This window comes from Hyphomicrobium sp. 2TAF46 (assembly GCF_052114865.1).
GTDB lineage: Bacteria > Pseudomonadota > Alphaproteobacteria > Rhizobiales > Hyphomicrobiaceae > Hyphomicrobium_B.
The window spans coordinates 278,666-302,020 of record NZ_JBFRFO010000003.1; the positions used below are offsets into that span (position 1 = coordinate 278,666).

Consider the following 23,355-nt stretch of genomic DNA (forward strand, 5'->3'; position numbering starts at 1 on the left):
CATGACCGACAGCCCGCTTTCCGGTCGAATAGCACTTGTGACGGGCGCGTCGCGGGGGATCGGTCGCGCCGTCGCGCTGGGCCTCGCCAAAGCCGGCGCTCATGTCATCATCGCCGCACGCTCGGTCGGCGCGCTCGAATCCCTCGATGACGAGATCCAGGCAATCGGTGGCGCTGCCACCCTCCTTCAGCTGGATCTGAAAAAGGGCGACCGTGTCGATCAGGTCGGCCCGACGATCTTTCAGCGCTGGCAGCGTCTCGACATCCTGGTGGCGAACGCCGGCATTCTCGGTCCGCTTTCGCCGCTCGGCCATACGACGGACGATGGCTTCGTCTCGACGATCGATATCAACCTCATCGCCAACTGGCGGTTGATCCGCACGCTCGATCCTCTGCTAAAGCGCTCCGACGCTGGCCGTGCCATTTTCGTGACGTCGGGCGCGGCGAGCGGCAAGTACGCCTACTGGGGCCCCTATGCGGCTTCCAAGGCCGGCCTCGAGGCCCTCGTGAAATCCTGGGCCGCAGAACTCGAGAATACGTCCGTCAGGGCAAACCTGATCAATCCCGGCGCAACGCGCACCGGCATGCGCGCGAAAGCCTTCCCCGGCGAAGATCCTGAAACGCTTCCGCCGCCCGAAGCGCTCGCACCTCTGTTCGTCGAACTCGCGTCTCCCAGCTGCGAACGCAACGGCGAGATCGTCAATTTCCGCGATTGGCGCATTGAACGAGATTCGAAAACCTCAGCCATCGTATCGTCGCCCGGCGCGTAAACGCCTCCGCGCTTTCGCCCAACGCGGGCAATGACGCATTTGCGACATAGGCCGCACCCCTCGCAAATAACCCGCTGATCATTCCCATCCTGCATTGGAGACCTGCAGACTTTCGCCTCATTACGGACACAACCTCGCGCGTTTTGGCAGTGGCGGTCGGGGGGCCGTGTTGGAACCGGCGAGAGCCGTGCAGGGACACTGGGGGAAGCTAACTGAATGCTTGCAGCGAGAACTCTCGTGATGCTGCTCATCTTGGCGGGCGGCACTGGAACGGCTTTGGCCGATGCTTCAATGGACCGAGTGTTGAAGGAACTCGAACCCGAAGAACGCGCCCATCAAGTCTGCAATCTGCGCGGCATCGATGCGGTACGGAAGGGAAGCCATCTCAAAGGCGTCGATCGCGTCACCACCACCCTTCAGAAGCCTGCGCTTTTCAAAAATAACGTGGTCGTTGCCAAGAGCGCGGCGGTCCGTGCGAAAAACCGCTGGTACTTTCTGGATTTCACCTGCGCCGTCAGCGGCGACCAAATGAAGGCGACATCGTTCGACTACAAGCTCGGGGGCGAAATCCCCGAAAACAAATGGGAAGACTACGGCCTCTGGAAGTGATGCCGCCTGCACGCGACGAGCGAGACCGCAATATCAGGTGAACGAAATCATCATGCCGTCGTAAGCGGGCTCGACGCCCTCCGGCAGTTGTCGCGTGAGCGTCTCATAGTCGAGTTCACTCGTCATGTGCGTCAGGATGGTGCGCTTCGGCTTCAGCCGCGCCGACCACGCCAGCGCCTGTTTCACGCTGAAATGCGATTCATGAGGCGTATGACGCAAGGCATCGACGATCCACACGTCCAGCCCTTCGAGTAATGGGATCGACTTTTCCGGGATGTCGTTGACGTCTGGCGAATAGGCAAGATTCGAAACGCGGAAGCCGAGCGATTGTATCGACCCATGCCACTGCGGAATCGGCTGCGCGACGATTGGACCGCCTCCGCCCTCGACGACGACCGGAGAAACGCCATCGATCTCGTGAGCGTTAAGCATCGGCATATATTCCGAGCCCTTCGGCGTTTCGAAACAGTAGCCGAAACGCGTCTTCAGGCTGTCGCCCGTTTCCTTGGTGAAATAGACATCCACCCGCCGCTTCATCGCAAACGATACCATGCGGAGATCATCGATGCCGTGAGTATGATCCGCATGATCGTGCGTATAGAGCACGCCATCGAGCGCCATCAGGCGCGTCGCCAGAAGCTGTTCGCGGAAATCCGGCGACGTATCGATGAGCACGGACGTTCGCCCGCCAGAGCCGGTACGCTCGACGAGAGCGGAACATCTGAGCCGGCGGTTCTTCGGGTTATTAGGATCGCACGAACCCCAATTCATCCCGATGCGCGGCACGCCGCCCGATGAGCCGGAACCGAGTATCGTACAGCGAAAACTCATGCCGCGGCGGACCCGCAGATACCGGCCGCCGGTCGCTTCGCTTTGCTGTAGAGCCTGAAGAAGTTCTCCGTCGTCGCCCGCGCGAGGTCTTCTGCGGAAACACCCTTCACGTCGGCTAGCGCCGCGGCGGTGCGGACAACGTATGCCGGCTCATTGCGCTTTCCGCGAAATGGAATAGGCGCGAGGAATGGCGCATCCGTTTCAACAAGCAACCGGTCGAGCGGCACGTCGCGCGCAATCTCGCGTAACGCTTCCGAATTCTTGAATGTGATCACACCGCTGAACGACACGTAGAGGCCGAGATCGAGCGCCCGCATCGCAAGCTCGCGCCCGCCCGTGAAGCAATGGAGCACTGCCGGAAACGCACCCTTGGCGTGCTCGTCCTGAAGAATGGCGATCGTATCGGCATCGGCTTCGCGCGTGTGAATTTCGAGCGGAAGCCCGGTTTCGCGCGCGGCCGCAATATGCCGACGGAAGCCTTCCGCCTGCGCTTCGGGCGTCGAGTGCTGATAATGATAATCGAGCCCGGCTTCACCGATCGCCACGACTTTCGGATGTTTCGAAAGCTCGACAATCCTCTCGACAGGAATATCGAGTTCCTCATGCGCGTTGTGGGGATGCGTCCCGACCGAGCAAAAGACATTGTCGAACCGTTCGGCGACAGCTTTCACGTTGTCGAACTTGCGAATGCGCGTCGAGATCGTGACGAGCGTCCTGACGCCGGCCTCATGTGCACGCACCACGACCTGATCGAGTTCCGGAGCAAACTCGGGAAAATCGAGATGACAATGATGGTCGACAAGCATCAAGTCTTTTACTCTTCAGAGGTGCGCATCGGTCGTGCGGCGCGTTGTCGTCGCTTACTCGGGCTCCACGTAGCGCGGGAAAACGCCCTGCGGCTCGGGGATTTTGCCGCCCGGCTGCAAACGGCCCTTTTCGCCAAGGCTTGCAAACCTGCGGCCCTCCGGCGCAATGGCAAGTAGGTCGAGCAGCTTCGCAGCGCTTTCCGGCATCACCGGCTGAATGAGAATGCCGAACTGACGAACGATCTCCGCTGTAACGTAAAGGATCGTCGCCATCCGCGCCGGGTCCGTCTTCTTTTTCGCCCACGGCTCTTCCGCCGCGAAATAGCGATTGGCGTCGGCGATTACGTTCCACACGGCATCGAGATACTTGGTGACAGCCTGCCGTTCCATCTCGGCGCGCGCAACGACATAAAGACCATCCGTCGCCGACAGGATTGTCTGATCCGCTTCGCTGAGCGGACCCGGCGCCGGTATCGCGCCCTCGCAATTCTTGAAGATCATCGACAGCGAACGCTGCGCCAGATTTCCAAGATTATTGGCGAGATCGGCGTTGATGCGATTGACGATGACGTCCGACGAATAGTTTCCGTCCTGACCGAACATCACTTCCCGCAGAAAGAAATAGCGCACGGCATCGCGGCCATACGCCTTCACGAGATCGAACGGATCGACGACGTTGCCGACCGATTTCGACATCTTCTCGCCGCGGTTGAACAGAAACCCGTGCGCGAAAATCCGTTTCGGAAGTTCGATACCGGCGGACATCAGAAAAGCCGGCCAATAGACGGCGTGAAACCGCACGATGTCCTTGCCGATGATGTGAACGTCGGCGGGCCAATACTTCCACTTCGCCGCGTTCGTATCCGGATATCCGGCAGCGGTGATGTAGTTCGTCAATGCATCGACCCACACGTACATCACGTGCTTATCGTCGCCCGGAACCGGCACGCCCCACTTCAGCGTCGAACGCGAAATCGAAAGATCCTTGAGGCCGGATTTGACGAAGCTCGCGACTTCGTTGCGCCGCTCGACGGGGCCGACGAAATCCGGATCGCTGTCATAAAGCGCGAGCAGCTTGTCCTGATAGGCCGACAAGCGGAAGAAGTAACTTTCTTCCTCGTTCCATTCGACCGGCGATCCGAGCGGCTCGCGGCGCACGCCGTCGTCGCCGACGGTCGTTTCCTTCTCGTCGAAATAGGCTTCTTGCCGCACCGAATACCAGCCGCCGTAGCGGGCGAGATAAATGTCGCCGTTCGCAGCCATCCGCTCCCAGATCGCTTGGCACGCCGCGTAGTGGCGCGGCTCGGTCGTGCGGATGAAATCGTCGTTCGAGCCGCCAAGTGTTTCGATCATCGAGCGGAAGATTGCCGAGTTCCGGTCCGCCAGTTCCTTGGTCGGGATCCCCTCTTTCTCGGCGGTCTGCTGCATCTTGAGACCGTGCTCGTCGGTTCCTGAGAGAAAGAACACGTCCTTCCCATCGAGACGAGCAAATCGCGCCAGTGTATCGCTCGCGATCACCGTATAGGCGTGGCCGATATGCGGCTTGCCGTTGGGGTAGAAAATCGGCGTCGTGATGTAAAATTTTTCCGCCACTCTCGGTATCTTTCGTTATCGCAATCGCAGGATGCGACCGCACCCGCCTCAACCGCGGCTCGCCGCCTCGAGGCGCGCGAAAGTTCCGAGGATGAGCGATTTGCGATCAAGGTTGAGGGAAACGACATCAGCCTTTTCGCGGGCCAGTGTTTCCCATAGCTCGGCAAAAGTGGCAAGGCGGCCCTCGCCGATAAGCCGTTTTGCGAGTTGAACGTCCCGTTCCGGCCCCTTTCCGGTGGCGGCAGCGGAAATAAGCCGCGCCAGCGACGTTTGCAGAAGATCCATGAAGAGCTGGAACTTGCGGTCCTGTGCCGCCGGTTGCAGTTCGTCCGAAATGGCATGAACCGTCTTGAGATCAAGCCGCGGCAGACCCGAAAGCACCTGGTCGATCCTCGACTGAAGCGCCAAACCTCCGCCGCCAAGCAAAACGAGCGCACGGCCAACGCTGCCCTCGGCGAGAGGCGCGAGCGTTTCCCACTCGTGCTGTTCCGGAACGGCTTTGCCGGCCGCTGTGAGCGCCTGAGCCGCCGCGCGTTTCAAATCGCTTTCAGCGAGTGGCCCCATCTGGATCGTCCGGCAGCGCGACCGGATTGTCGCAAGCAGCCGTCCGGGTGCGGACGTAATCATCAAGAAGATCGTTCGCGGCGGCGGCTCCTCGAGTGACTTCAACAGCGCGTTCGCCGCGTTCTGATTAAGCTCGTCGGCCGTATCGACGATGACGACGCGCCGCCCCTGACCCGTGGCGCTGTGCGCCAGAAAGTTTTTGACCTTCCGGACTTCGTCGATCGGAATGCTCTGCGGAAACCGTTTCGTCTTCTGATCGAACGGACGCCTGATGATCATCAACGACGGATGCGATAGCGCCCGCACCTGCCGGTCGGTGCGCGAGTCCGGTTCGATCGCGAGGCCCTGCCCGAAAAGATCGCGCTCTTCCGGCTCCGCAAGCGCAGCCTTCGCGACCTGATAGGCGAGCGTCGCCTTGCCGACGCCGGCCGGCCCCGAGAGAAGCCACGCATGATGCATGCGCCCACCGGCGAGCGCTTCGGCGAAAATCGACTGCGCCCCCTCCTGGCCATAAAGCGCCCGCGTCTCTCTGGGATGCGGAAAGTCGTCGAGCCGGTCGGCCTCGGGAAGGACCTCGACATCGGCGGCGAGCGGAGCCCGCGCCATCAATTGGCCTCGGCGAGCAGGTGCGCCGATACCGCCTGCCAAACCGCCGTCTCGACACTCGATACCGCCAGGCTGGCATCGATCAGCACGCAGCGTAACGGCTCCGCATCGGCGATCTCGAGAAAGCCCTCGCGCAAGGTCTCGTGCGTCTCGATGCGTTCGGCGTCGTAGCGCGAAAGCGTGCCACGAAGTTGCGCCCGCTCGACACCGGCACTTGCCGGCAGATCGAGGATCAACGTGAGATCCGGATAATCCGGCGCGACCGTGTAGCGTTCGAGCTGAGCGATGAACTCCGGCTCCAGGCCATAGAGTTTGCCCTGATAGACGCGCGTCGAATCCATGAAGCGATCTGAGATCACCCACGTTCCATCGTCGAGCGCAGGCCGGATGACGGACGTTACGTGCTCGGCTCTCGCCGCAGCGAAAAGCAGCAGCTCCGTGACGGGATCGGTCGGGCGATCCCTCATGATGAGCTCGCGCACGTCCTCGCCGACCGGCGTACCGCCCGGTTCGCGCGTGACGACGACCGAAATGCCGGCTCGTTCCAGCCGCTCTGCGAGGCGTTTCGCCTGGGTCGACTTGCCAGCCGCTTCCCCGCCCTCGAATGTGATGAATTTTCCGCGTTTCATGGTTCGCCTCTATTCCCGGCGGGTAATCTAGAGCGCCAGGCGGCGCAAGGCCATCAGAACAAGAGAATCGACACCCTGCCGCACGATGCCGCCATTGACCACGTCTTCCGTCGCGTAGAGCGGTACTTCGGTCGACGCACTGCTGGTACTTGTAATTTTAAGTATCGCGACCTGATCGCCCTTCTTCACGGGCGGCTTCAACGGCGCCTTATAGACGATTTCAGCCGAGAGTTTTTGCGCCGCTGGATATTTCGGCATCGTAAACATCACATCGCCCTTCGGCGCGAGCGGCACATACCAGGTCTTGCCGCCCCAGACCCGCGCCTTGCCGACGATCTCGCCGTCGTCGAAGACCTTGACCGCGMTGAACGAGCGGAAACCCCATTCGAGAAGCTTGGCGGCCTCGTCCTTGCGCTGGTCGGCTTTCTCGAGACCGCTGACCACGACGATCAGACGCTTGCCGTCCTGCACCGCAGACCCGACGAGACCGTAGCGCGCGACCGCGGTGTGGCCTGTCTTTAATCCGTCGGCGCCGATGTTCAAAAACAGCAGCGGATTGCGATTGATGAACTTGTGCTTGCGATACAGAAATTCCTTCTGACCGAAGACGGGATAGAAATCCGGATATTCGGTGACCAGATAGCGCGCGAGCATGGCAAGCTCGCGCGCCGTCATCAGATGGTTTGGCGCTTCAAGTCCTGTCGCATTGGCGAATGTCGATTTGACGAGGCCGATACGGCGCGCTTCGTCATTCATCATGCGGGCAAAGGCTGCTTCCGTCCCAGCCATGCCTTCCGCAACACACATCGCTGCGTCGTTGCCGGACTGTACCGCGATGCCTTGAATGAGCTCATCGACCGTCGCCTTGGTGTTCACCGGCACCATCATGGCGGATGTGCCCGATGGCGCCCCGCCGTTCCGCCACGCATTGACGCTCATGATGAATTCGTCATTCTTGTTGATGCGCCCTTCCTTGATCGCGCGGAAAAGCACAGCAAGCGTCATCAGCTTGCTCATGCTCGCGGGCGGCGCCAACTCGTCGGCGTTCTGCTGGAACAGGATCGCGCCGGATTCCGCATCCATGAGGACGGCGCGTGGCGCTTTCGTCGCAAAGGCCGATTCGGCTGCTGTTACCGAACTCAAAGGCGCCAGGAGCGACACCAAGATCGCCAGGACGGCGAACCATATGCTGCAAGTTTTCGACATCGATCGGACCATGCTCGCCCGGCGCTACTCTAATGGCAGCGCCCTCCCTCATTAAGATAGGAGTATCCGGCCCGATCGTGACATGGTCAACGCTGGGCTAACGGCAGTTTGGCCTCAATCGCTGACGATTGCGGTGCCGGCGACGCCATATGTCGCGATTTGGCTTTGTGCGCGCGAAGCGTCGGCTTGTGAAAACGGTCCGACACGCACGCGGTAGGCTTGCGAACCGCTGCCGACTTGTAGCGGCGCCACTTCGACCGGCCCGAGCGATCCAAGCTCGCGACGCAATCTCTCGGCGTTCGATCGATCGCGGAAAATACCGACCTGCACGTAGGTGCGATCCGCACCATAGGCCCGGCCGGCATCGCCCGAGGCCGCCGCAAACCGCTGCGGCACAAAGGGTTGTGGGGCGGAAAGCGCCATCCGGCCCTGTCCCGCTTGCGGCTCAGCGTAGCTTGCCGTTTCCAAATACGGACGATACGTAGCCGCCGCTGGCGGCGGAGGCCGAACGGGCTTGCCGGCGAGCGCCGCGCGATAGGCCGTCGCCGACCAGCGGTCCGACGAGTCGGGCGGCAAACCGGAATACCTCGACTCCGCCGCAGCGTACTGCCGTGCAGGCGCAACCGGCGCCCCTTGATCTGGACGCTGACCCCGCTCTTGAGACGCCAGAAATTGCTTTTCGCGCGTATCGTCGCCGTTGAGCGGCGCCAACCCAGCGAAGCGAACCCGCACCCGAGCCCGCCCTTGGTCGAGATACCCGAGCTGCTTCGCCGCCGCGTAGGACATATCGATAAGCCGGTCATTCACATAAGGCCCGCGGTCGTTGACGCGGACCAGCACCGTCTTCCCGTTCGCGAGATTGGTGACGTAGGCATAGCATGGCAGCGGCAGCGTCGGATGCGCTGCAGTCAGGGCCTTCGCGTCGAAGACTTCGCCATTCGCCGTTTTGCGGCCGTGGAAATCGGCGCCGTACCACGACGCCACGCCGTATTCTTGATAATTGGGGTCTTCGCGCGGAACATACCACCGCCCCGCCACCTTGTAGGGCGAACCGAGCTTGAAGTGTCCGCCACCTTTGGGAATGGATTCGGAGGCGACGCGCGGGCTGCTTTTCACGCCGTATTCGTCTTCCGAGAAGACCGAGCGCGAGACGCCAGTCAGCGACCCCGGCGACGGGTTATTCGAAGAACAGGCAGTTGTAAGGGCAGCTACAATCGCAGCGACTGCCAGCCGACACGCGGCCGGCGCGCCGGATAAACGCCTCTCCATTACGCGAACTCACTCGATACGCTACGCCCGCCCAAGCGCACCCTCACGGCGTATCAAGCACGCAAAGGTAGGCCGAAGCTTGCTGGAATAATGACAAATGCGGCTTAGGATCAGGTTAAGCCCCCTGCGCGCCTTGATCGAACGCCGGACCGGCGCGCCAGATGCTCGCCAATATGCAGCAAGACGCCGCTGACAACGACAAAGCCTTGTCCGTGCACCCGTTAGCAAGTAAACGGTCACACTCGACCCAAACGACGGTCCATTGCGGCTCCGGCGATCATTGATTGGCTCGGAATGCCAATCCCATGTCGTTGAAATTGCGTGTTTGGAGGGGTGGCCGAGTGGTTTAAGGCACCGGTCTTGAAAACCGGCGTGGGCGCAAGTCCACCGTGGGTTCGAATCCCACCCTCTCCGCCACTTCGGAACAAAACTGGGCACGCCCAGCGTATCCGATTTTACGCCAGAGCTAGAGATCGCCACCAAGGTTCGAAGCAGGTTGCTCCTGGACCCCATGATGCGGACCTCCTTGTCCTTGACCTCGACCCGCTGGGCCAACAGTCGCAGGTGGTCGCGGCGATAGCCGCCCCCATCGGCCCGCATCCGCTTCCGGGCAACGTCGGCGAACTGGCGAAGCATCTGCGGCGTGACGGCTTGGTGCGCGGCGCTTTCGAGCATGGCCTGCGCCCGTAGGGCATCGGCCTGGGCCTGATCCCGAGTCGCCTTGAGGCCGGTGATGCGGTCCTTGAGGGCCGGATCGTCCAGATCGGCCACGCCAGCCTCGATCGCATCATAGAGCCGCTTCAAGCGCAGTTCGGCCTCGGCCGCCCGCTTGTTCAACTCGGCGATATGCTCCCGGCGGCGCTCAGCATAATCCTGCCGGCGGTCGATGACGGAGGCCAGCACTTCCTCCAGCCGCTCGGGCGCGAGCAGCCGGTCCTCGATATAGCCGGCGACCAGGGTGTCCAGCTTGTCCATCGGGATCGCTTGGCCCACGCAGCCGGTCTCGCCCTGTCGGGCTTTGATCGAGCAGGCATAGTAGCGATAGCGCCCGCTCTTGCCGGTGCGGATGGTCATGGCGCCGTCGCAATGGCCGCAGAAGCAGATGCCGGTGAGCAGCGTCGGGCCGGTGACGACGCGCGGCGGCGCCACCTTCGGATTGCGCGCCTTGAGATGCGCCTGCACCGCATCGAACGTCGCCTGGTCGATCAGCGGCGGCACCTCGACCGTGACGACCTCGCTCTGCGGCTTCAATTCCTTGGCCTTGGAGCGTTTGTTGAACTCGTGCTCGCCGATGTAGGTCCGCCGCGTCAGGATTCGGTAAAGCTGGCCGATGCCCCAGCGCCCGCCGTCGCGCGTGAAGATGCGGTTGCGGTTCAGGTAGCTGACGATGTTCTTGACGCCCATCTGGCCGGCCGTGCCGTCGCCTTCCAGCGCCAAACGATAGATCAACCTCACCGTGTCGGCGTGGAGCGGGTCAATCTCCAGCTTCTTCTTGGTCTTGGCCCCGCGCTGCTCGGCAGCGACGACACGGTAGCCGATCGGCGGCAGCGAGCCGTTCCAGAAGCCTTGGCGGGCATTCTCCTTCAAGGCCCGGATGACGTGCTTGGCGTTCTCCTTCGACTGATATTCGTCGAACAACGCCATGATCTGCCGCATCATGACGTGCATGGGATCGTCGTCGCTCATCTCCTGAGTGATCGACAGCAGCCGGACGCCGTTCTTCGCCAGCCTGCGGACGTAGAACTCCAGCTCGAAGTGATCGCGGAAGAAACGGCTGAACGAGTGGACGATCACCACGTCGAACGGTGCGGGCTTCGACGTGCCCGCCTCGATCATCCGCTGAAACTCGGGGCGGCGATCGTTGGTGGCCGAGGCACCCGGCTCCACATAGGTCTCGACGAGCTGATAGCCGCGCGCGGCGCAATAGGCTTCGCCCTGCTTGCGTTGGTCGGGAATGGAGACGTCATGCTCGGCCTGCCGCGCCGTCGAGACGCGCAGATAGAGGGCGGCGCGCAGCGGCACGGTCATGGCAGCAGTCTCCTTATGGCGTCATTGCTTGGTCCCGAACAGCTCGTCGAAGACATCGCCGAACCATCGCTCGAACAGATCGACCTCGGCCTCGGTGACGGGGATATGCTCCGGCCAGTCGTCGGTGACGGTCCAGCCCGCGAGATCGGCATCGACATCGCGGCGGCGGCGATCACGGCGGGCGAGTGGCGCCGGAAGGCGATAGTCGAAGGGATCGAAGGCCGGAGCGCACGGATCATCGGGCACCCCGTCCGGGCGTCCGCGACGGACGCTGGGGCGTTGGGCGCGTTGTCGAGACATGCGCCAAGGATCGCGCGCATGGGCCGCTTCTGGAACGGCCGAATCCTACGCCACAGCTCCCTTCGTAGCGTGGGATAGAAAGACAGGGCGCAGGTGGCCGTAGCGTGGCGCGGGTTAGCGCAGGTGGCACGTCGGCGTGCCACGAGACGGTCAGACGAGGCCATACCACGCTCCCCGGCCGGCGCCGTGCAGGGTCAGATGACCTTGCTCGACGAGTGCTTTCAGATGGTCCTTGATGGTGTGGCGGCTGGCGCCGCTCACCCTAGCGGCTTCCGCCACCGTCACCCGCCCATGCTCACGCACCAGTTCCAGGATGAGAACCGACAACTCCGGCAGCGCTGCGAGCATGATCCGCTCGCGCTCCATCTTTTTCTCAAGCCGCTGTTTCTGCCGCTGCAAGGCGCGCAGGAAGAATTCCAGCCAGGGATTCCAGTCCGGTTCGGCCGTGCGGATCGTCCCCTGGGTCCGCCGCAGCGACAGGTAATAGCCCTCTTTGCTCTGCTCGATCACGCTTTCCAGCGAGCTGTAGGGCACATAGGAGTAGGCCGCCCGCAGCAGCATCAGCGTGGTTAGGATGCGCGACAGCCGGCCATTGCCGTCCTGAAAGGGATGGATCTCCAGAAACACCACTATGAAGATCGCGACGACCAGCAGCGGGTGCAGGCTCCTGTCCTGCTCCCGCGCGGCCACCCATTCGACCAGCTCGCTCATGCGGCGCGGCGTATCGAAGGGCGTGGCGGTCTCGAACACCACGCCCAGGCTCTTGCCGTCCTCGTCGAAGGCTTCAACGTGATTGGCGAGGGTCTTGTAGGAGCCGCGATGCCGCTCGTCCTTCGACGAGTGAACCAGCAGGTCGCGGTGGAGCTGGCGGATATGATTCTCCGTCAGCGGGATCGCCTCATAGGCATTGAAGATCGTCTCCATGACCTCGGCATAGCCGGCGACCTCCTGCTCATCGCGCGTGGCGAACGAGCCGATGCGGATGCTCGCCAACAGCTTCTCGACCTCCCGGTCGGTGAGCCGGGCACCCTCGATGCGCGTCGAGGAACCGATGCTCTCGATCGTGGCGACGCGGCGCAGGCTGGACAGACGCTCCGGCGCGATCCGGCCAATCGCCCGCCAGGCGCCCTTGAATTCGTCGATCTCCGCGATCAGCGACAGGATTTCCGGCGTGATGCGGAGCGTGGCGGTATTGAGCGTCATCCCGTTGATTCATCCAATTCCATCCAAATCCTTCTGGCATGGCTATAGCCAAATGTCCACCCATTTCCATCTATTTTTAAGCGGACGACCGAGCACCAGTCTCGATCCATTTCCCCTTGATTGAGTGAGGCTTAGGGCTCCGCCCTCGGCGCGCTGCGGAGTGCCTTCCGCCCAGCTTCCTCCGCCTCCGCCGCGCTCCGGCTCCGTGCAGCCGGTTCCCCGCGAAGGTACCCACTCCGCTCGCACACCCGCTGCTCGCCGCGAGGCAGGGTTGCAGCGCAGCGCTGCGAACCCAGCGACAAGGAAGCAAGTCGTGAACATCCAGAACATCGCCAAGACGCCCCGCAACACGATCTTTCAGGGCGATTGTATCGCCACCATGCGGCGCTTCGAGCGGGGATCGGTTGACTTCATCCTGACCGATCCGCCCTACATCACCCATTATCGCGGACGGGACGGCCGCACTGTCGCCAACGACGACAATTCCCGTTGGCTCAAGCCCGCCTTCAACCAGATGCACCGCATCCTGAAACCCAGCGGGTTTTGCGTCAGCTTCTACGGCTGGAACAAGGTTGACCTGTTCATGGACGCTTGGCGCGCGGCCGGTTTCCGCGTCGTCGGCCATCTTGTCTTTCGCAAGCGGTATGCTTCATCCTCGCGCTTTCTCCGTTATGAGCACGAGCAAGCCTATCTGCTGGCGAAGGGTGAAGTAGTGCCGCCAGCCTGTCCGATTCCCGACGTGATAGACTTTGCCTATACTGGCAACAAGCTGCATCCGACACAGAAGCCTGTGCCGGCGTTGCTGCCCTTGATCGAATGTTTCACCCGGCCGGGCGATCTTGTGCTTGACCCGTTTTGCGGATCGGGTTCGACATTGGAGGCAGCCCGACAGCTCGGCCGCGATTGGCTGGGCGTCGAACTGGACGAACGGCATAACGCAACGGCCAGCCGGCGGTTGCTGTCGCCCCTCAAGGCGGCCTGACAAGGGCCGCCGACCGGAAGGAGGAAAGCATGGTCGCGGTGATGTTGATGGGCGTTGCGGCGATCGTGTTTCTCTGCATCGCGGCCTACACGCTGGCGACCTATGCGCTGCCCTTCATGCTCGGCTTGGCGGCGGCGCGCTTTGCTTATCACACCGGCTCCGGCCTGATCGGTGCAGGGTTCGTCGGCCTTCTCGCTGGTGCGGTCGCTTTTGGGGTGCTGGTGTTTCTGTTCGAGACGTTGCGGCCCCCGGTCCTCCGCCTGGCCGTAGCGCTGATCTTCGCCATTCCGGCCGCGATTGCCGGCTATGCGCTGATCCACGGCATCACCCGCGACGCCGTGCCGTCCGAAATCTGGAGGCAAATCTTCTGCGCCATCGGCGGCCTTGTGGTTGGAGTCTCCGCGCTTATGAGGCTGGCCGCACCAGCGGCTGCACAGCCCGCGCAGACGGTCCGCTAATCAGCAAAGCCGCGTTCCCTGAAAGCCGGCAAGCTGGCTCTACGCATTTCCGGTTTTCCGCAATAGCGGCTCTAGTCGAACCGGCGAAGTTTCCCAAGCGGCTCGCGTCAGCGCCATGTTGGCTTTGTCTGGAAAGCGATAGTCGCGCAGGACAATCGCCACCTAACCGAAGGTCGTCGCCTGTTGCTTTGCGAGGGTGCGGGCGGCGCTCATGAACCGACGAAAGGCCGGATTGTCATTGCGAGGCGACCATACGGCGCAGAATGGAAGTTTCTCGGTTTTCAGGAGCTTATAGGTGATACCCGGAAACATAGCTCCGGTGGTCGCCTCGCTGGTCAAGGTCAGTCCACGTCCCAAGGCCACGAGTCGCATAAGATTGTCGCGGCCAACCCCGCATCGTTCAACGCTGGGATGACGCCCTAGCTCGGCCAGGTGCTTGACGAGGTAGTCGTGGATTTCCGGGCCAGGATCAGTGTCGGTAACGAGGAAATGCTCATCCCGGAGATCGTCCCAGTCGATCCGTTCGCAGCGCGCGAGCACATGATCATGTGGGATGACCGCGAAAACCTGCTCATCCCAAAGATGAGTAGTCTCGCAGCCGTATACTATAGGGGCGCCTGTCAGAAACGCCACATCCATCCGATGATGCTGAACGGCGGCAACATGCTGCGCCAGGCCTCCCTCCGTAAAATCGAGACGAACCCGAGGATTCTCCGCCTGATAGGCGTGCAGCAGGTCGGCCAGGAAACCTGAGGCCAGTGACGAGAAGATGCCGATCCTCACCATCCCGACCTCGCCGCGTCCGGCCGCTCCAGCACCCTTCAGGGCGTATTCGATCTGGCCGATCGCTGTGCGCGCATGACCCAGAAACTTCTCACCAGCATTCGTGAGCATCACTCCACCAGAATGGCGGACGAACAGCGCCACACCTATCTCATCTTCCAAATCGCGGATGCCGCGACTGACCGTTGACTCCCATACACCCAACTCAGCAGCCGCTTGCCGGAAGCTGCGCCTATCAGCAGCGACCAGAACGTAGCGCAGATATTGCAGCGCGATCTTGGACAGCACAGGTTTCACGACACCCTGCCGTCCGGCTCATCCGGGTTGTCCGATATGGCGCGTCAACCCCCAGAACAAGAGTCCCGCTCCGCTGAAGATCGCGCCGAGAATGGCGACCCCAGACCAACCGAGGAACGCATAGATCGTCGTTGCGGAGATCGCGCCGAGGCCGCTGCCGATGGAATAAAACACCATATATCCACCGACTAGGCGGCTGCGGGCTTCGGGATGCGCAGCGAAAATGAGGCTCTGGTTGGTGACGTGAACGGCCTGCACGGACAAATCGAGCAAGATAACGCCAACGGCGAGGGCGGTCAGCGAGGAATGCAGGAATGCGATCGGCAACCAGGAACTGGTCAATAGGACGAGAGCGATTCCGGTTGTCCATTGTCCAAGACCGCGATCGGCAAGACGCCCCGCTCCGCTGGCAGCGACAGCGCCTGCCAATCCGGCGAGGCCAAACAAACCGATTTCGGTATGCGATAGAAATAGAGGTGCCCCGCTTAGCGGCAGGACCAGGGCAGTCCATAGCGTACTAAAGCTCGCGAAGATCAGCAATGCGAGGACGGCACGGACTTGGAGAAGCGGATCACGCAGGAACAGCGTGGGTATGGAGCGTAGTGTCGCACCGTAGCTCTCGGGAGCCGGTGGGCTGGAATGCCGTGGCAGGAGCCAGGCGAGCAATGCGCTCATGACGGACATCAGCAGAGCCGAGGTCAGGTAAACAGACCGCCAGCCACCAAGATCGGCAATAACCCCCGAGACGAAGCGCGCCGAAAGAATTCCAGTTACGACGCCGCTCGTGACGAGACCCACCGCGCGGCCACGTTTAGATGCCGTTGCGAGCGTTGCGGTAAAGGCGACAAGCACTTGCACCACCACGGCCAGCAGGCCAACCGCGATCATACCAGCGAACAGCACGCCGACATGATGCGCCGTGCCGACAATGACGAGCGCAACCGCTGACAGAAAGGTTTGAGCAACAACGAGCTTGCGGCGATCGACGAGATCGCCGAGCGGCACAATAAAGAAGAGGCCGAGCGCATAACCTGCCTGTGTGAAGGTAATGACTATACCAACGGTCGCCGGGCTGATCGCGAAGGCGGCGGCCATAGAGTCGAGCAGCGGCTGTGCGTAATAGATATTGGCGACGCTCATCCCGCATGTGACGGCAAACACGAGGAGCAGGGTTTGTGTCAGTCCGTAGGACTGGGCCTGCCGACTCGATCCGGTGCCGATTGTCTCGATGCCCTTGCCCGCTGTTTCCGTCATGGTCTCACCGCAACGCCAATATCGCTTTCTGGTCCTATGACGAGACCACTTGCGGCGCCTGAAGTCTAGTTCTATTTTAGGACCGGATGTGGCGACGCTCGGGAGGCGCCCGATGGTGAAAAGGGTCAGCATGGCAGACGCAGATTGCCCGGTCGCTCGGGCGCTGGATGTCATCGGTGATTGGTGGTCCTTGCTGATCATCCGTGACGCCTTCGACGGCGCGCGCCGCTTCGGCGACTTCCAGTCGGGACTCGGTATCGCCAAAGGCATGTTGGCGACCCGGCTTCGCGATCTTGTCGAGCGCGGCGTCCTTACAACAGAGCCGGCATCAGACGGTAGTGCCTATCGGGATTACGTCCTGACGGAGCGAGGCCGCAGCCTGTTCCTCGTCATCGTCGCGCTTCGCCAATGGGGCGAAGATCAATTGTATCGGCGAGACGAGCGCCACTCCCTGCTTGTGGATACGGCAAAGAGCGAGCCCGTCGCACATCTCGAACTTCGATCGAAAGACGGGCGCCTTCTTCGTTGGAGCGATACGCGGGTTCAGAAAGCTGATGAAAAGTCCCAATCGCCCGAGCAGACAACCATTCGTCGGACCAAAGGCAAGGATGCCGCACACAATGCGTGAGATTGATCTAGTCGCGGAAGCTGACGTGCGAGCCCGTCAATATCTGACGGAAATTGAGGGTCGGCCGCCTTTTCCGACGCTCGCCGCCCGCGAGGCGTTGACGGCTTTTTCGGAGGATCTGCCTTCGCAGGGAGCCGACCCCTTCGAAACACTGAACATGCTTGATGTCTACGGCTCACCCGCGACGACGGCATCGAACGGCCCGCGCTATTTCGGATTCGTCATTGGCGCAGCGTTGCCGGGAGCAGCGGCCGTCGAACGGCTGATGCTGGCCTGGGACCAATGCGCTTCGTCCTACGATAATTCACCCGTCGCCGCGACAATTGAGAAGGTCGCGGCAAGCTGGCTGCTCGATATTTTGGACCTGCCGCGAGAGAGCGCGGTCGGTTTCGGCACCAGCGCCACCGCCTGCACGCTGTCCTGCCTTTCGGCGGCCCGCCGCTCGCTGCTCGGCCGCCTTGGCTGGGATTTCGACCAAGATGGCCTCATAGGAGCGCCCGAGATAAAGGTGGTCGTGTCCGAAACCGTCCACATCACCGTGCGCAAGGCATTGCGCCTTCTCGGCTTTGGAATGGCGCGTCTCATCGAGGCGCCAGTGGATCAGTATGGCCGGATCGACCCACGCCGGCTCCCGGCGCTTGACGAACGCACGATCCTTTGCCTTCAGGCCGGGGAAGTAAACACAGGCGAATTCGATCCCTTCGCTGAGCTGATCCCGGTAGCTCGCGCGGCGGGCGCCTGGGTGCATGTCGATGGCGCCTTTGGCCTTTGGGCTCGGGCTTCATCGCGCCGCTCGCTGACGGATGGTGTGGACACAGCCGACAGTTGGACGACCGACGGTCATAAATGGCTCAACACGCCCTATGATGGGGCAATGTCGATATGCCGCGACGCGGACGCGCTGGCACAAGCCATGAATAGCGATGCTGCTTATGCAACGGCGTCTAAAGACGCTCAGAAGAATCTGACCCTGGAGTTCTCGCGCCGCGCGCGCGGTATCCCGATTTGGGCCGCACTGCGCACGCTCGGAAAAGCGGGCGTGGCCGAGATGGTGGACAGACATTGTGAACAGGCCGCCTATTTGGCCGATCGCCTGCGAAACAGCAGCCTCACCGTGCTCAATCGCGTGGTTCTTAATCAGATTCTGGTTCGAGGTGCCACTGACAATGAAACCGCGCGCGTGCGGGAAGCTGTAATAGCCTCCCACGACGGATGGTTCGGCCCTTCGATATGGCGAGGCCAGACGGCCTTCCGTCTCAGCCTGTCGTCCTGGCGCACGACCAATACGGATGTCGCCAGACTTGCGGATCGGCTCATTGCGATTGCAAGAGGCCAGAACGACTGAGCCGGTAGGTTAGGTCCGCCAAGTTCCCGAAAGCTCTGGCCTCACGTGGCTTGCTGGTTTTCGGCGATTCGCACGAACGACCGAATCAGTTTCGCGTACTTAGGGCGATAGGCCGCCCTTAACGCGCTTTTATCCCTCGCCAAGTCGACCAAAGGCGACTATTTTAGTCGTTTTCATGGCGCGAGCGTCGTCGTCCGTAGGAGGTGATCATGCATGATCACCGCCCGACAGACGCGGGCCGCTCGCGCGTTGCTTGGCTGGTCACAGGAGACGCTCGCTGACAAGGCCCTGGTATCGCTGACCGCGCTCAAGCGCCTGGAGTCGCAAAACGACCTCAAGGTGCATGAATCCACGCGTGATCAGATACGCCGGACCTTCGAGGATAACGGCGTCGTCTTCCTGTCGTCCGACCAGGGTGAAGGAGTCATGCTTGTCCGACGCGCGTTGCATCATCATCGGGAGAAAAGCCGGTAGCAGCCTATTTGCGCATCGGCGTATCAACACCGCTCATACGCCCGACATCATCGGCCTCTATCATGCATGAGCGTCTGTACGCGCACGGCATGAGGACGCGCAACATGGGCAAACCCGGTTTTTCCGACGCACCGCCGACCAGCGAGACGATCACAGACTATGATCGGCAGCATCTCGCGACCTATCTGCGCCTCTTGGACGCCGAAGCCGATGGCGCCGAATGGCAGGAAGTTGTGCGCATCATTTTCGGGATCGACGCGAACCAAGACCCCGATCGCGCGGAGCGCGTCCACGCCAGTCATCTCGCTCGCGCGCATTGGATGACCGCGCATGGGTATGACGCTCTGCTTCGTTCAAGCTATCACTGACGCTAGGCGCGATGCGTAGCGCGCATCGCCTTATGTTTCCCGTCTCGTTCCAGAATGAGGGCAAAACGGCAAACGTAACTCCCTTGTTGCTCACGCCATCATGACTGGGGAGGATAGGAATGCCCGGCAAAGGCCAATGGCGGAACGAATCCGCCTACGACTATATCGACGACCTCGATCCCGCTGCGCTCGCCTGGGAGTTTCTGCGGCGCAATCGCGACTACCGGAAGGAATATGCAAGGGTGATGCGCGGAAGCGGGATCGACGCCGCCGCAGCATCCGGCCTGGCCGAGCATTGGGGGTTGCGATTTTGCCCTGAATCCAGAGATGGCCGCGCGGCCTGGCGCGATCCTCTGGAACCCCTTGGCGGACCCCGCGACGATCCTCCTGCTACCGTCCCCGTTCCTGCCCGCAAATCCGACCATCACTGAAGCGTCGCACCGCGACGCGCTTTTCCGGTCGGTTTGGGAGACGGGGGACACGATCTTTTCCCTACTTGTCGTGTCGGAACCGGCGAGCGGCGTGCCGCTTGCCGCCGTGGTCCTGCTCGACGATGACACGCCCGACAGACTTGAGGCCGTGACCCGTTTCTGGACGGGACTGCAACACCGACCCGCACCGCAGGACGACCGCATCACGCCCCAGCGCAGGCGACGCCTCCGCCAGATGCTGCGCGTCGTGGACGCACGGGACGAAGACGAAACCTATCGCATGATCGCAGAGGTGATGTTTCCTCAGCATCACATCGAGGCCGCATCCTGGGTCGGCAACCCTGTTCGGGAGACCACCATCCGCCTTGCGCGCGACGGCGCGAAGCTGGTGCGGGGCGGCTATCGGATGCTGCTGCGTCATCCCCGCAGGTCATAGCCAGGCACCGCCCGACCAGGGATGTCGATTTTAGCGCGCTAAGTTCGACATCGTGAAGACCACCCCCTCCACGCCACCGTTTCCTCCGCCGCCCGACAGTATCCGGCGGCATCCGGCAAGCACACGGAGGCCACCTCATGTCCGATACAACCACCGCTATTCCGCCACGCTACCTTTGCACGCCTGAAGCTGCGCGTTTTCTTGGGCTTTCCTATCGCACGCTTGAGAAGCATCGTTCCTACGGCACCGGCCCGACCTATCTCAAACTCGGCGGCCGGGTCGTCTATTCGATCGACGACTTGCGGGCCTGGGCCAGCCGGGGCGCGAAAACTTCGACCTCCGACCCCGGCCGGATCCTGCCGCCCAAGCCCCGTAACGACACCCGCGCCGCCTCGCGCTCTCGCTGACAGGCCGCGCGATGTCGTCCCGCCGCCAGGTTAACGAGCGCAATCAGCTCGACCTCTTCCACGCGCTGCCCGGCGATCTCGCTCCGCGCGACGCGCAGGACTTGATGGCCTATCCGTTCTTTTCGCTCGCCAAATCCAGGCGTCTCGCGCCGATCGACTTCAAGGCTGGCTCGATCCTGATCCGCGTGGAAGCCGTGCCCGAGCACGGCATGGCGACGATATGGGATGCCGATGTCCTCATCTGGGCGGCCTCGCAGATCGTCGAGGCGCGCGACGCCGGACTGCGGCCCTCCCGGCTCATGGCGGCGACACCCTACGAGATACTGACCTTCATCGGGCGTGGTGTGGGCTTACGCGATTACGACCGCCTGAAAGCGGCGCTCGACCGCCTGCAATCCACCACCATCGCCACGTCGATCCGGCAAGCGACCGAGCGGCGGCTGCATCGCTTCTCATGGATCAACGAGTGGCAAGAACGAGCCGATCAGCGCGGACGGCCGCTCGGTCTGGAACTGATCCTGCCGGACTGGTTCTACGCTGCCGTCCTCGACGACGCGCTCGTGCTGACCATCGACCGCGCCTATTTCAGCCTGACCGGCGGGCTCGAACGCTGGCTCTATCGCCTCGTGCGCAAGCATGGCGGCCGACAGGAACATGGCTGGAGCTTCGACCTCGGCCACCTTCACGCCAAGTCGGGCAGCCTCTCGCCGCTCAAGCATTTCGCCTACGACCTGCGCGAAATCGTCCGCCGACAACCGCTGCCGGGCTACCGCCTCGCCATCGAGCAGCCGGCTGATAGCTCCGAACGCCTGTCCTTCGCGCCGGTCGATCCACTGCCATTCCCGCGCGCGTCGCGACAGCGCCGTTTCACCGTTCACCCTGGGGATAAGCTGTGAATCGCCTCGTGCTATCGGGGACCGCCCTTATCGTGCCATCGGGGACGCGATCCTCGTGCTATCGGGGACCGGAATCGTCGATTCCGCTTTCTGAATCAGCGGCTTGTGGCGCCCGTAACTTCTCTAACCAGAATTACTACGTAATTCTTCTAACGGACCCCGCTTTTCGACCCGCTGCGGATAACTTGCCGGCAGCCAGGAGCGCGTCATGATCGTGACGCTCCTGAACCAGAAAGGTGGTGTCGGCAAAACGACATTGGCGTTGCACCTGGCCGGCGAATGGGCGCGGCAGGGAAAGCGCGTCACGCTGATCGACGCCGACCCGCAGGGCTCCGCGCTCGACTGGTCGCAGCAACGCATCCGTGAAGGGCTGCCGCGCCTGTTCGGCGTTATCGGTCTGGCGCGCGACACGCTGCACCGAGAAGCGCCCGAGCTGGCGCGCGATGCCGATCATGTCGTCATCGACGGCCCGCCGCGCGTTGCCAGTCTGATGCGTTCGGCGCTGCTCGCCGCCGACATCGTGCTGATCCCGGTGCAGCCGTCGCCATTGGACGGCTGGGCATCCGCCGAAATACTCGCCTTGCTCCGCGAAGCGCGCATCTACCGGCCCCAACTCGCCGCCCGCTTCATCCTCAATCGCTGCGCCGCGCGCACCATCATCGCTCGTGAGACGGCCGAGCTGCTGGCCGATCACGATCCGCCGGTTTTGCGTTCGACCATCGGCCAGCGCGTCGTCTTCGCCGATGCAGCGCAGTCCGGCCGGCTCGCCGCCGAGATCGACGAAGCCTGCCCGGCCGCGCGCGAGATCGCCGCGCTGGCCGCCGACATCGAACGGATCGCGCCATGACGGAGCGATCCATCAAACGCGGTTTCGCGTCCCGTCCGGCCGATCCCGAAAGCTGGATCAAGTCGGCCGAGGCGCCGCCCCAACGCGAAGTCGATGCCAGCGACTACACCGCCCGACTGACGATCGACATCACCCCCGCCTTGCGAGGGCGGATCAAGATCGCCGCCTTCCAACGCGGCGTCACCGTCGCGGACATGCTGCGCACGCTGCTCGCGCGCGAATTCCCACCTACCGAAGGAGAAACACCATGACCGGCAGCGCGGCACGCCCGCCGCGCGGCGGCCCGACGCCGACCGCGCTCCCACCCGACAGCCTCACCCATGTCGAACTGACCTGGGTGGAGAAGAAGATCGAGCACTGGATCAGGTTCGGCCACGAGGCGCACGACCAGATTCTCGACCGCCGCCGCCGCATCGTTTCCTTCCGGCCCGGCGCCGTCTTCGCCTTCGTCAGATGGGCGTCCAACGACTTCGGCACGATCATCTCGCGCATCGACATCGTGCGCGCGGTCTGCGTAGGCGAACCCTATCAGACGCTCCCGTTCGTGCGGCCCGGCGGCGCCATCGTGTTGCGCCTCGACGGCTGGCCGAAGGTCGAACGGGTGCTGAAGGTGATCGACGGGATCGAGGCGCTCGGCATCGACCCGGCGGAGATCGCACCGGAGCACTGGCGGCATATTCACAACCGGCTGACCACCGGGCACGAACCGCGTGCCTACGGCCGGGCGCAGCATAGCGCGTGGCTGCTGCGCCGAAAGGCCGAGTCATGACCCGCTTCGGCTACGTCATGGCGACGTATTTCACCACGCTCGGCATCGCCGGCCTCTCCTTCGTCCACGTCACGACGAAACTCATCTGGAACGCCTCGGCCAGCGCGCCGATCGGCCTTTATGCGATCCGGCCGGCACGGCATCTGGACGTGACGGAGCTGGTCGCGGTTGATCCGCCCGAACCGCTCGCCGGTTTCCTGGCGGAGCGCGGCTATCTCCCACGCGGAGTCGCGCTCATGAAGCGCATCGTGGCGTTGCCGGGCCAGGAGGTGTGCCGCACCGACCGCACCGTCACCATCGATGGTATCGCAATGGGCGATGCGCTGGAGCGCGACGGGCTCGGCCGCCCGCTGCCGGCCTGGCAGGGCTGTCGCCGCATCACGGCCGGCCAGGTTTTCCTCATGAACTGGCAGGTCCGCGACAGCCTGGACGGCCGCTATTTCGGCCCGATCCCGGCGAGCAGGATCATCGGCCGTGCGGTCCCGCTGTGGACCGACGAGGCTGGAGACGGCCGGTACGAGTGGCGCGCGCCGACATGGCAGGCCGCGCAGCAAGGGCGGGATTGAC

General features: G+C 62.6%; 26 protein-coding genes, 1 tRNA gene and 1 pseudogene. 17 read left to right on the forward strand and 11 right to left on the reverse strand.

Annotated elements, in window-relative coordinates:
• Position 1 precedes the first annotated feature (1 nt).
• On the forward strand, positions 2-769 hold the full coding sequence (locus AB4Z24_RS08045; RefSeq protein ID WP_441707268.1) for an SDR family NAD(P)-dependent oxidoreductase: 768 nt from the start codon (positions 2-4) through the stop codon (positions 767-769).
• Between the two features lie 216 nt (positions 770-985).
• On the forward strand, positions 986-1,378 hold the full coding sequence (locus tag AB4Z24_RS08050) for a DUF930 domain-containing protein (protein ID WP_441707270.1): 393 nt from the start codon (positions 986-988) through the stop codon (positions 1,376-1,378).
• A gap of 33 nt (positions 1,379-1,411) precedes the next feature.
• Here the strand turns inward: AB4Z24_RS08050 and AB4Z24_RS08055 are convergent, their stop codons facing one another.
• The 7 genes from AB4Z24_RS08055 to AB4Z24_RS08085 all read right to left on the reverse strand — a co-directional run bounded on the left by AB4Z24_RS08055 (position 1,412) and on the right by AB4Z24_RS08085 (position 8,729).
• Positions 1,412-2,209, reverse strand: coding sequence for an MBL fold metallo-hydrolase (locus AB4Z24_RS08055; RefSeq protein ID WP_441707272.1), 798 nt, complete (start codon positions 2,207-2,209; stop codon positions 1,412-1,414).
• Positions 2,206-3,015: a TatD family hydrolase gene (locus AB4Z24_RS08060; protein WP_441707789.1), complete on the reverse strand. Its 810-nt coding sequence runs from the start codon at positions 3,013-3,015 to the stop codon at positions 2,206-2,208. The genes AB4Z24_RS08055 and AB4Z24_RS08060 overlap by 4 nt, the downstream gene beginning before the upstream one ends.
• 54 nt (positions 3,016-3,069) lie before the next feature.
• Positions 3,070-4,608 (reverse strand): methionine--tRNA ligase, encoded by a 1,539-nt coding sequence (gene metG, locus AB4Z24_RS08065; protein ID WP_441707274.1) that lies wholly within the window; start codon positions 4,606-4,608, stop codon positions 3,070-3,072.
• 48 nt (positions 4,609-4,656) lie between these two features.
• The gene (locus AB4Z24_RS08070; protein WP_441707275.1) at positions 4,657-5,778 is read right to left on the reverse strand and encodes a DNA polymerase III subunit delta'; all 1,122 of its coding nucleotides are present in this window, start codon (positions 5,776-5,778) and stop codon (positions 4,657-4,659) included.
• The gene (gene tmk, locus AB4Z24_RS08075) at positions 5,778-6,407 is read right to left on the reverse strand and encodes a dTMP kinase (protein ID WP_441707277.1); all 630 of its coding nucleotides are present in this window, start codon (positions 6,405-6,407) and stop codon (positions 5,778-5,780) included. The genes AB4Z24_RS08070 and tmk overlap by 1 nt, the downstream gene beginning before the upstream one ends.
• Positions 6,408-6,434: 27 nt before the next feature.
• On the reverse strand, positions 6,435-7,613 hold the full coding sequence (locus AB4Z24_RS08080) for a D-alanyl-D-alanine carboxypeptidase family protein (RefSeq protein WP_441707279.1): 1,179 nt from the start codon (positions 7,611-7,613) through the stop codon (positions 6,435-6,437).
• 114 nt (positions 7,614-7,727) lie between these two features.
• Complete coding sequence (locus tag AB4Z24_RS08085) at positions 7,728-8,729, reverse strand: septal ring lytic transglycosylase RlpA family protein (protein ID WP_441707281.1); 1,002 nt, start codon at positions 8,727-8,729, stop codon at positions 7,728-7,730.
• A gap of 480 nt (positions 8,730-9,209) precedes the next feature.
• On the opposite strand from AB4Z24_RS08085, the gene AB4Z24_RS08090 reads away from it, so the two are divergent.
• Positions 9,210-9,299 (forward strand) — tRNA-Ser (locus tag AB4Z24_RS08090).
• Here the strand turns inward: AB4Z24_RS08090 and AB4Z24_RS08095 are convergent.
• A pseudogene (locus AB4Z24_RS08095) lies at positions 9,270-10,910 on the reverse strand (recombinase family protein); the annotation flags it as partial. The gene AB4Z24_RS08090 and the pseudogene AB4Z24_RS08095 sit on opposite strands and share 30 nt — an antisense overlap.
• Before the next feature lie 450 nt (positions 10,911-11,360).
• Complete coding sequence (locus tag AB4Z24_RS08100) at positions 11,361-12,413, reverse strand: Fic family protein (RefSeq protein WP_441707283.1); 1,053 nt, start codon at positions 12,411-12,413, stop codon at positions 11,361-11,363.
• A gap of 313 nt (positions 12,414-12,726) precedes the next feature.
• Between AB4Z24_RS08100 and AB4Z24_RS08105 the strand changes: the two genes are divergently transcribed.
• On the forward strand, positions 12,727-13,395 hold the full coding sequence (locus tag AB4Z24_RS08105; protein WP_441707285.1) for a DNA methyltransferase: 669 nt from the start codon (positions 12,727-12,729) through the stop codon (positions 13,393-13,395).
• Positions 13,396-13,424: 29 nt separating this feature from the next.
• Complete coding sequence (locus AB4Z24_RS08110; protein WP_441707287.1) at positions 13,425-13,853, forward strand: hypothetical protein; 429 nt, start codon at positions 13,425-13,427, stop codon at positions 13,851-13,853.
• Positions 13,854-14,015: 162 nt separating this feature from the next.
• Here AB4Z24_RS08110 and AB4Z24_RS08115 read toward each other — a convergent pair whose 3' ends face one another.
• Both AB4Z24_RS08115 and AB4Z24_RS08120 read right to left on the reverse strand, forming a co-directional pair.
• Entirely contained in the window at positions 14,016-14,933 is a 918-nt protein-coding gene (locus AB4Z24_RS08115) for a LysR substrate-binding domain-containing protein (RefSeq protein ID WP_441707289.1), read from the reverse strand.
• Positions 14,934-14,951: 18 nt separating this feature from the next.
• Positions 14,952-16,187 (reverse strand): MFS transporter, encoded by a 1,236-nt coding sequence (locus AB4Z24_RS08120; RefSeq protein ID WP_441707291.1) that lies wholly within the window; start codon positions 16,185-16,187, stop codon positions 14,952-14,954.
• Positions 16,188-16,299: 112 nt separating this feature from the next.
• Between AB4Z24_RS08120 and AB4Z24_RS08125 the strand changes: the two genes are divergently transcribed.
• From AB4Z24_RS08125 to AB4Z24_RS08180, 12 genes are all read left to right on the forward strand, one after another.
• Positions 16,300-16,815 (forward strand): winged helix-turn-helix transcriptional regulator, encoded by a 516-nt coding sequence (locus AB4Z24_RS08125; RefSeq protein WP_441707293.1) that lies wholly within the window; start codon positions 16,300-16,302, stop codon positions 16,813-16,815.
• The gene (locus AB4Z24_RS08130; RefSeq protein ID WP_441707295.1) at positions 16,808-18,160 is read left to right on the forward strand and encodes a pyridoxal phosphate-dependent decarboxylase family protein; all 1,353 of its coding nucleotides are present in this window, start codon (positions 16,808-16,810) and stop codon (positions 18,158-18,160) included. Before AB4Z24_RS08125 ends, AB4Z24_RS08130 begins: the two co-directional genes overlap by 8 nt.
• A gap of 213 nt (positions 18,161-18,373) precedes the next feature.
• Complete coding sequence (locus AB4Z24_RS08135; protein WP_441707297.1) at positions 18,374-18,634, forward strand: helix-turn-helix domain-containing protein; 261 nt, start codon at positions 18,374-18,376, stop codon at positions 18,632-18,634.
• A gap of 104 nt (positions 18,635-18,738) precedes the next feature.
• A complete protein-coding gene (locus AB4Z24_RS08140; RefSeq protein ID WP_441707299.1) occupies positions 18,739-19,002 on the forward strand; it encodes a DNA -binding domain-containing protein in 264 nt (87 codons plus the stop codon).
• 119 nt (positions 19,003-19,121) lie between these two features.
• Positions 19,122-19,433, forward strand: a complete 312-nt coding sequence (locus AB4Z24_RS08145) for a transcriptional regulator domain-containing protein (RefSeq protein ID WP_441707301.1) — start codon at positions 19,122-19,124, stop codon at positions 19,431-19,433.
• A gap of 91 nt (positions 19,434-19,524) precedes the next feature.
• Complete coding sequence (locus AB4Z24_RS08150; protein ID WP_441707303.1) at positions 19,525-19,869, forward strand: DUF2285 domain-containing protein; 345 nt, start codon at positions 19,525-19,527, stop codon at positions 19,867-19,869.
• A 137-nt stretch (positions 19,870-20,006) separates the two neighbouring features.
• Entirely contained in the window at positions 20,007-20,276 is a 270-nt protein-coding gene (locus AB4Z24_RS08155; protein ID WP_441707305.1) for a helix-turn-helix transcriptional regulator, read from the forward strand.
• 11 nt (positions 20,277-20,287) lie between these two features.
• On the forward strand, positions 20,288-21,172 hold the full coding sequence (locus AB4Z24_RS08160) for a replication initiator protein A (RefSeq protein WP_441707306.1): 885 nt from the start codon (positions 20,288-20,290) through the stop codon (positions 21,170-21,172).
• A gap of 208 nt (positions 21,173-21,380) precedes the next feature.
• Positions 21,381-22,019 (forward strand): ParA family partition ATPase, encoded by a 639-nt coding sequence (gene parA, locus AB4Z24_RS08165; RefSeq protein ID WP_441707308.1) that lies wholly within the window; start codon positions 21,381-21,383, stop codon positions 22,017-22,019.
• A complete protein-coding gene (locus AB4Z24_RS08170) occupies positions 22,016-22,270 on the forward strand; it encodes a ribbon-helix-helix protein (protein ID WP_441707310.1) in 255 nt (84 codons plus the stop codon). The genes parA and AB4Z24_RS08170 overlap by 4 nt, the downstream gene beginning before the upstream one ends.
• Positions 22,267-22,788 carry a DUF2840 domain-containing protein gene (locus AB4Z24_RS08175; protein WP_441707311.1) on the forward strand — a complete coding sequence of 174 codons (522 nt, stop codon included), beginning with the start codon at positions 22,267-22,269 and terminating at the stop codon, positions 22,786-22,788. Before AB4Z24_RS08170 ends, AB4Z24_RS08175 begins: the two co-directional genes overlap by 4 nt.
• Positions 22,785-23,354 (forward strand): S26 family signal peptidase, encoded by a 570-nt coding sequence (locus AB4Z24_RS08180; RefSeq protein WP_441707313.1) that lies wholly within the window; start codon positions 22,785-22,787, stop codon positions 23,352-23,354. The genes AB4Z24_RS08175 and AB4Z24_RS08180 overlap by 4 nt, the downstream gene beginning before the upstream one ends.
• Position 23,355: the final 1 nt, after the last annotated feature.

Bases quoted from the DNA above. Each gene is read 5' to 3' on its own strand.
- AB4Z24_RS08045 (WP_441707268.1), top strand. From the start codon at position 2: ATGACCGACAGCCCGCTTTCCGGTCGAATAGCACTTGTGACGGGCGCG.
- AB4Z24_RS08050 (WP_441707270.1), top strand. From the start codon at position 986: ATGCTTGCAGCGAGAACTCTCGTGATGCTGCTCATCTTGGCGGGCGGC.
- AB4Z24_RS08055 (WP_441707272.1), bottom strand. From the start codon at position 2,209: ATGAGTTTTCGCTGTACGATACTCGGTTCCGGCTCATCGGGCGGCGTG.
- AB4Z24_RS08060 (WP_441707789.1), bottom strand. From the start codon at position 3,015: ATGCTTGTCGACCATCATTGTCATCTCGATTTTCCCGAGTTTGCTCCG.
- AB4Z24_RS08070 (WP_441707275.1), bottom strand. From the start codon at position 5,778: ATGGCGCGGGCTCCGCTCGCCGCCGATGTCGAGGTCCTTCCCGAGGCC.
- tmk (WP_441707277.1), bottom strand. From the start codon at position 6,407: ATGAAACGCGGAAAATTCATCACATTCGAGGGCGGGGAAGCGGCTGGC.
- AB4Z24_RS08100 (WP_441707283.1), bottom strand. From the start codon at position 12,413: ATGACGCTCAATACCGCCACGCTCCGCATCACGCCGGAAATCCTGTCG.
- AB4Z24_RS08110 (WP_441707287.1), top strand. From the start codon at position 13,425: ATGGTCGCGGTGATGTTGATGGGCGTTGCGGCGATCGTGTTTCTCTGC.
- AB4Z24_RS08120 (WP_441707291.1), bottom strand. From the start codon at position 16,187: ATGACGGAAACAGCGGGCAAGGGCATCGAGACAATCGGCACCGGATCG.
- AB4Z24_RS08125 (WP_441707293.1), top strand. From the start codon at position 16,300: ATGGTGAAAAGGGTCAGCATGGCAGACGCAGATTGCCCGGTCGCTCGG.
- AB4Z24_RS08130 (WP_441707295.1), top strand. From the start codon at position 16,808: ATGCGTGAGATTGATCTAGTCGCGGAAGCTGACGTGCGAGCCCGTCAA.
- AB4Z24_RS08135 (WP_441707297.1), top strand. From the start codon at position 18,374: ATGATCACCGCCCGACAGACGCGGGCCGCTCGCGCGTTGCTTGGCTGG.
- AB4Z24_RS08140 (WP_441707299.1), top strand. From the start codon at position 18,739: ATGGGCAAACCCGGTTTTTCCGACGCACCGCCGACCAGCGAGACGATC.
- AB4Z24_RS08145 (WP_441707301.1), top strand. From the start codon at position 19,122: ATGCCCGGCAAAGGCCAATGGCGGAACGAATCCGCCTACGACTATATC.
- AB4Z24_RS08155 (WP_441707305.1), top strand. From the start codon at position 20,007: ATGTCCGATACAACCACCGCTATTCCGCCACGCTACCTTTGCACGCCT.
- AB4Z24_RS08160 (WP_441707306.1), top strand. From the start codon at position 20,288: ATGTCGTCCCGCCGCCAGGTTAACGAGCGCAATCAGCTCGACCTCTTC.
- parA (WP_441707308.1), top strand. From the start codon at position 21,381: ATGATCGTGACGCTCCTGAACCAGAAAGGTGGTGTCGGCAAAACGACA.
- AB4Z24_RS08170 (WP_441707310.1), top strand. From the start codon at position 22,016: ATGACGGAGCGATCCATCAAACGCGGTTTCGCGTCCCGTCCGGCCGAT.
- AB4Z24_RS08175 (WP_441707311.1), top strand. From the start codon at position 22,267: ATGACCGGCAGCGCGGCACGCCCGCCGCGCGGCGGCCCGACGCCGACC.
- AB4Z24_RS08180 (WP_441707313.1), top strand. From the start codon at position 22,785: ATGACCCGCTTCGGCTACGTCATGGCGACGTATTTCACCACGCTCGGC.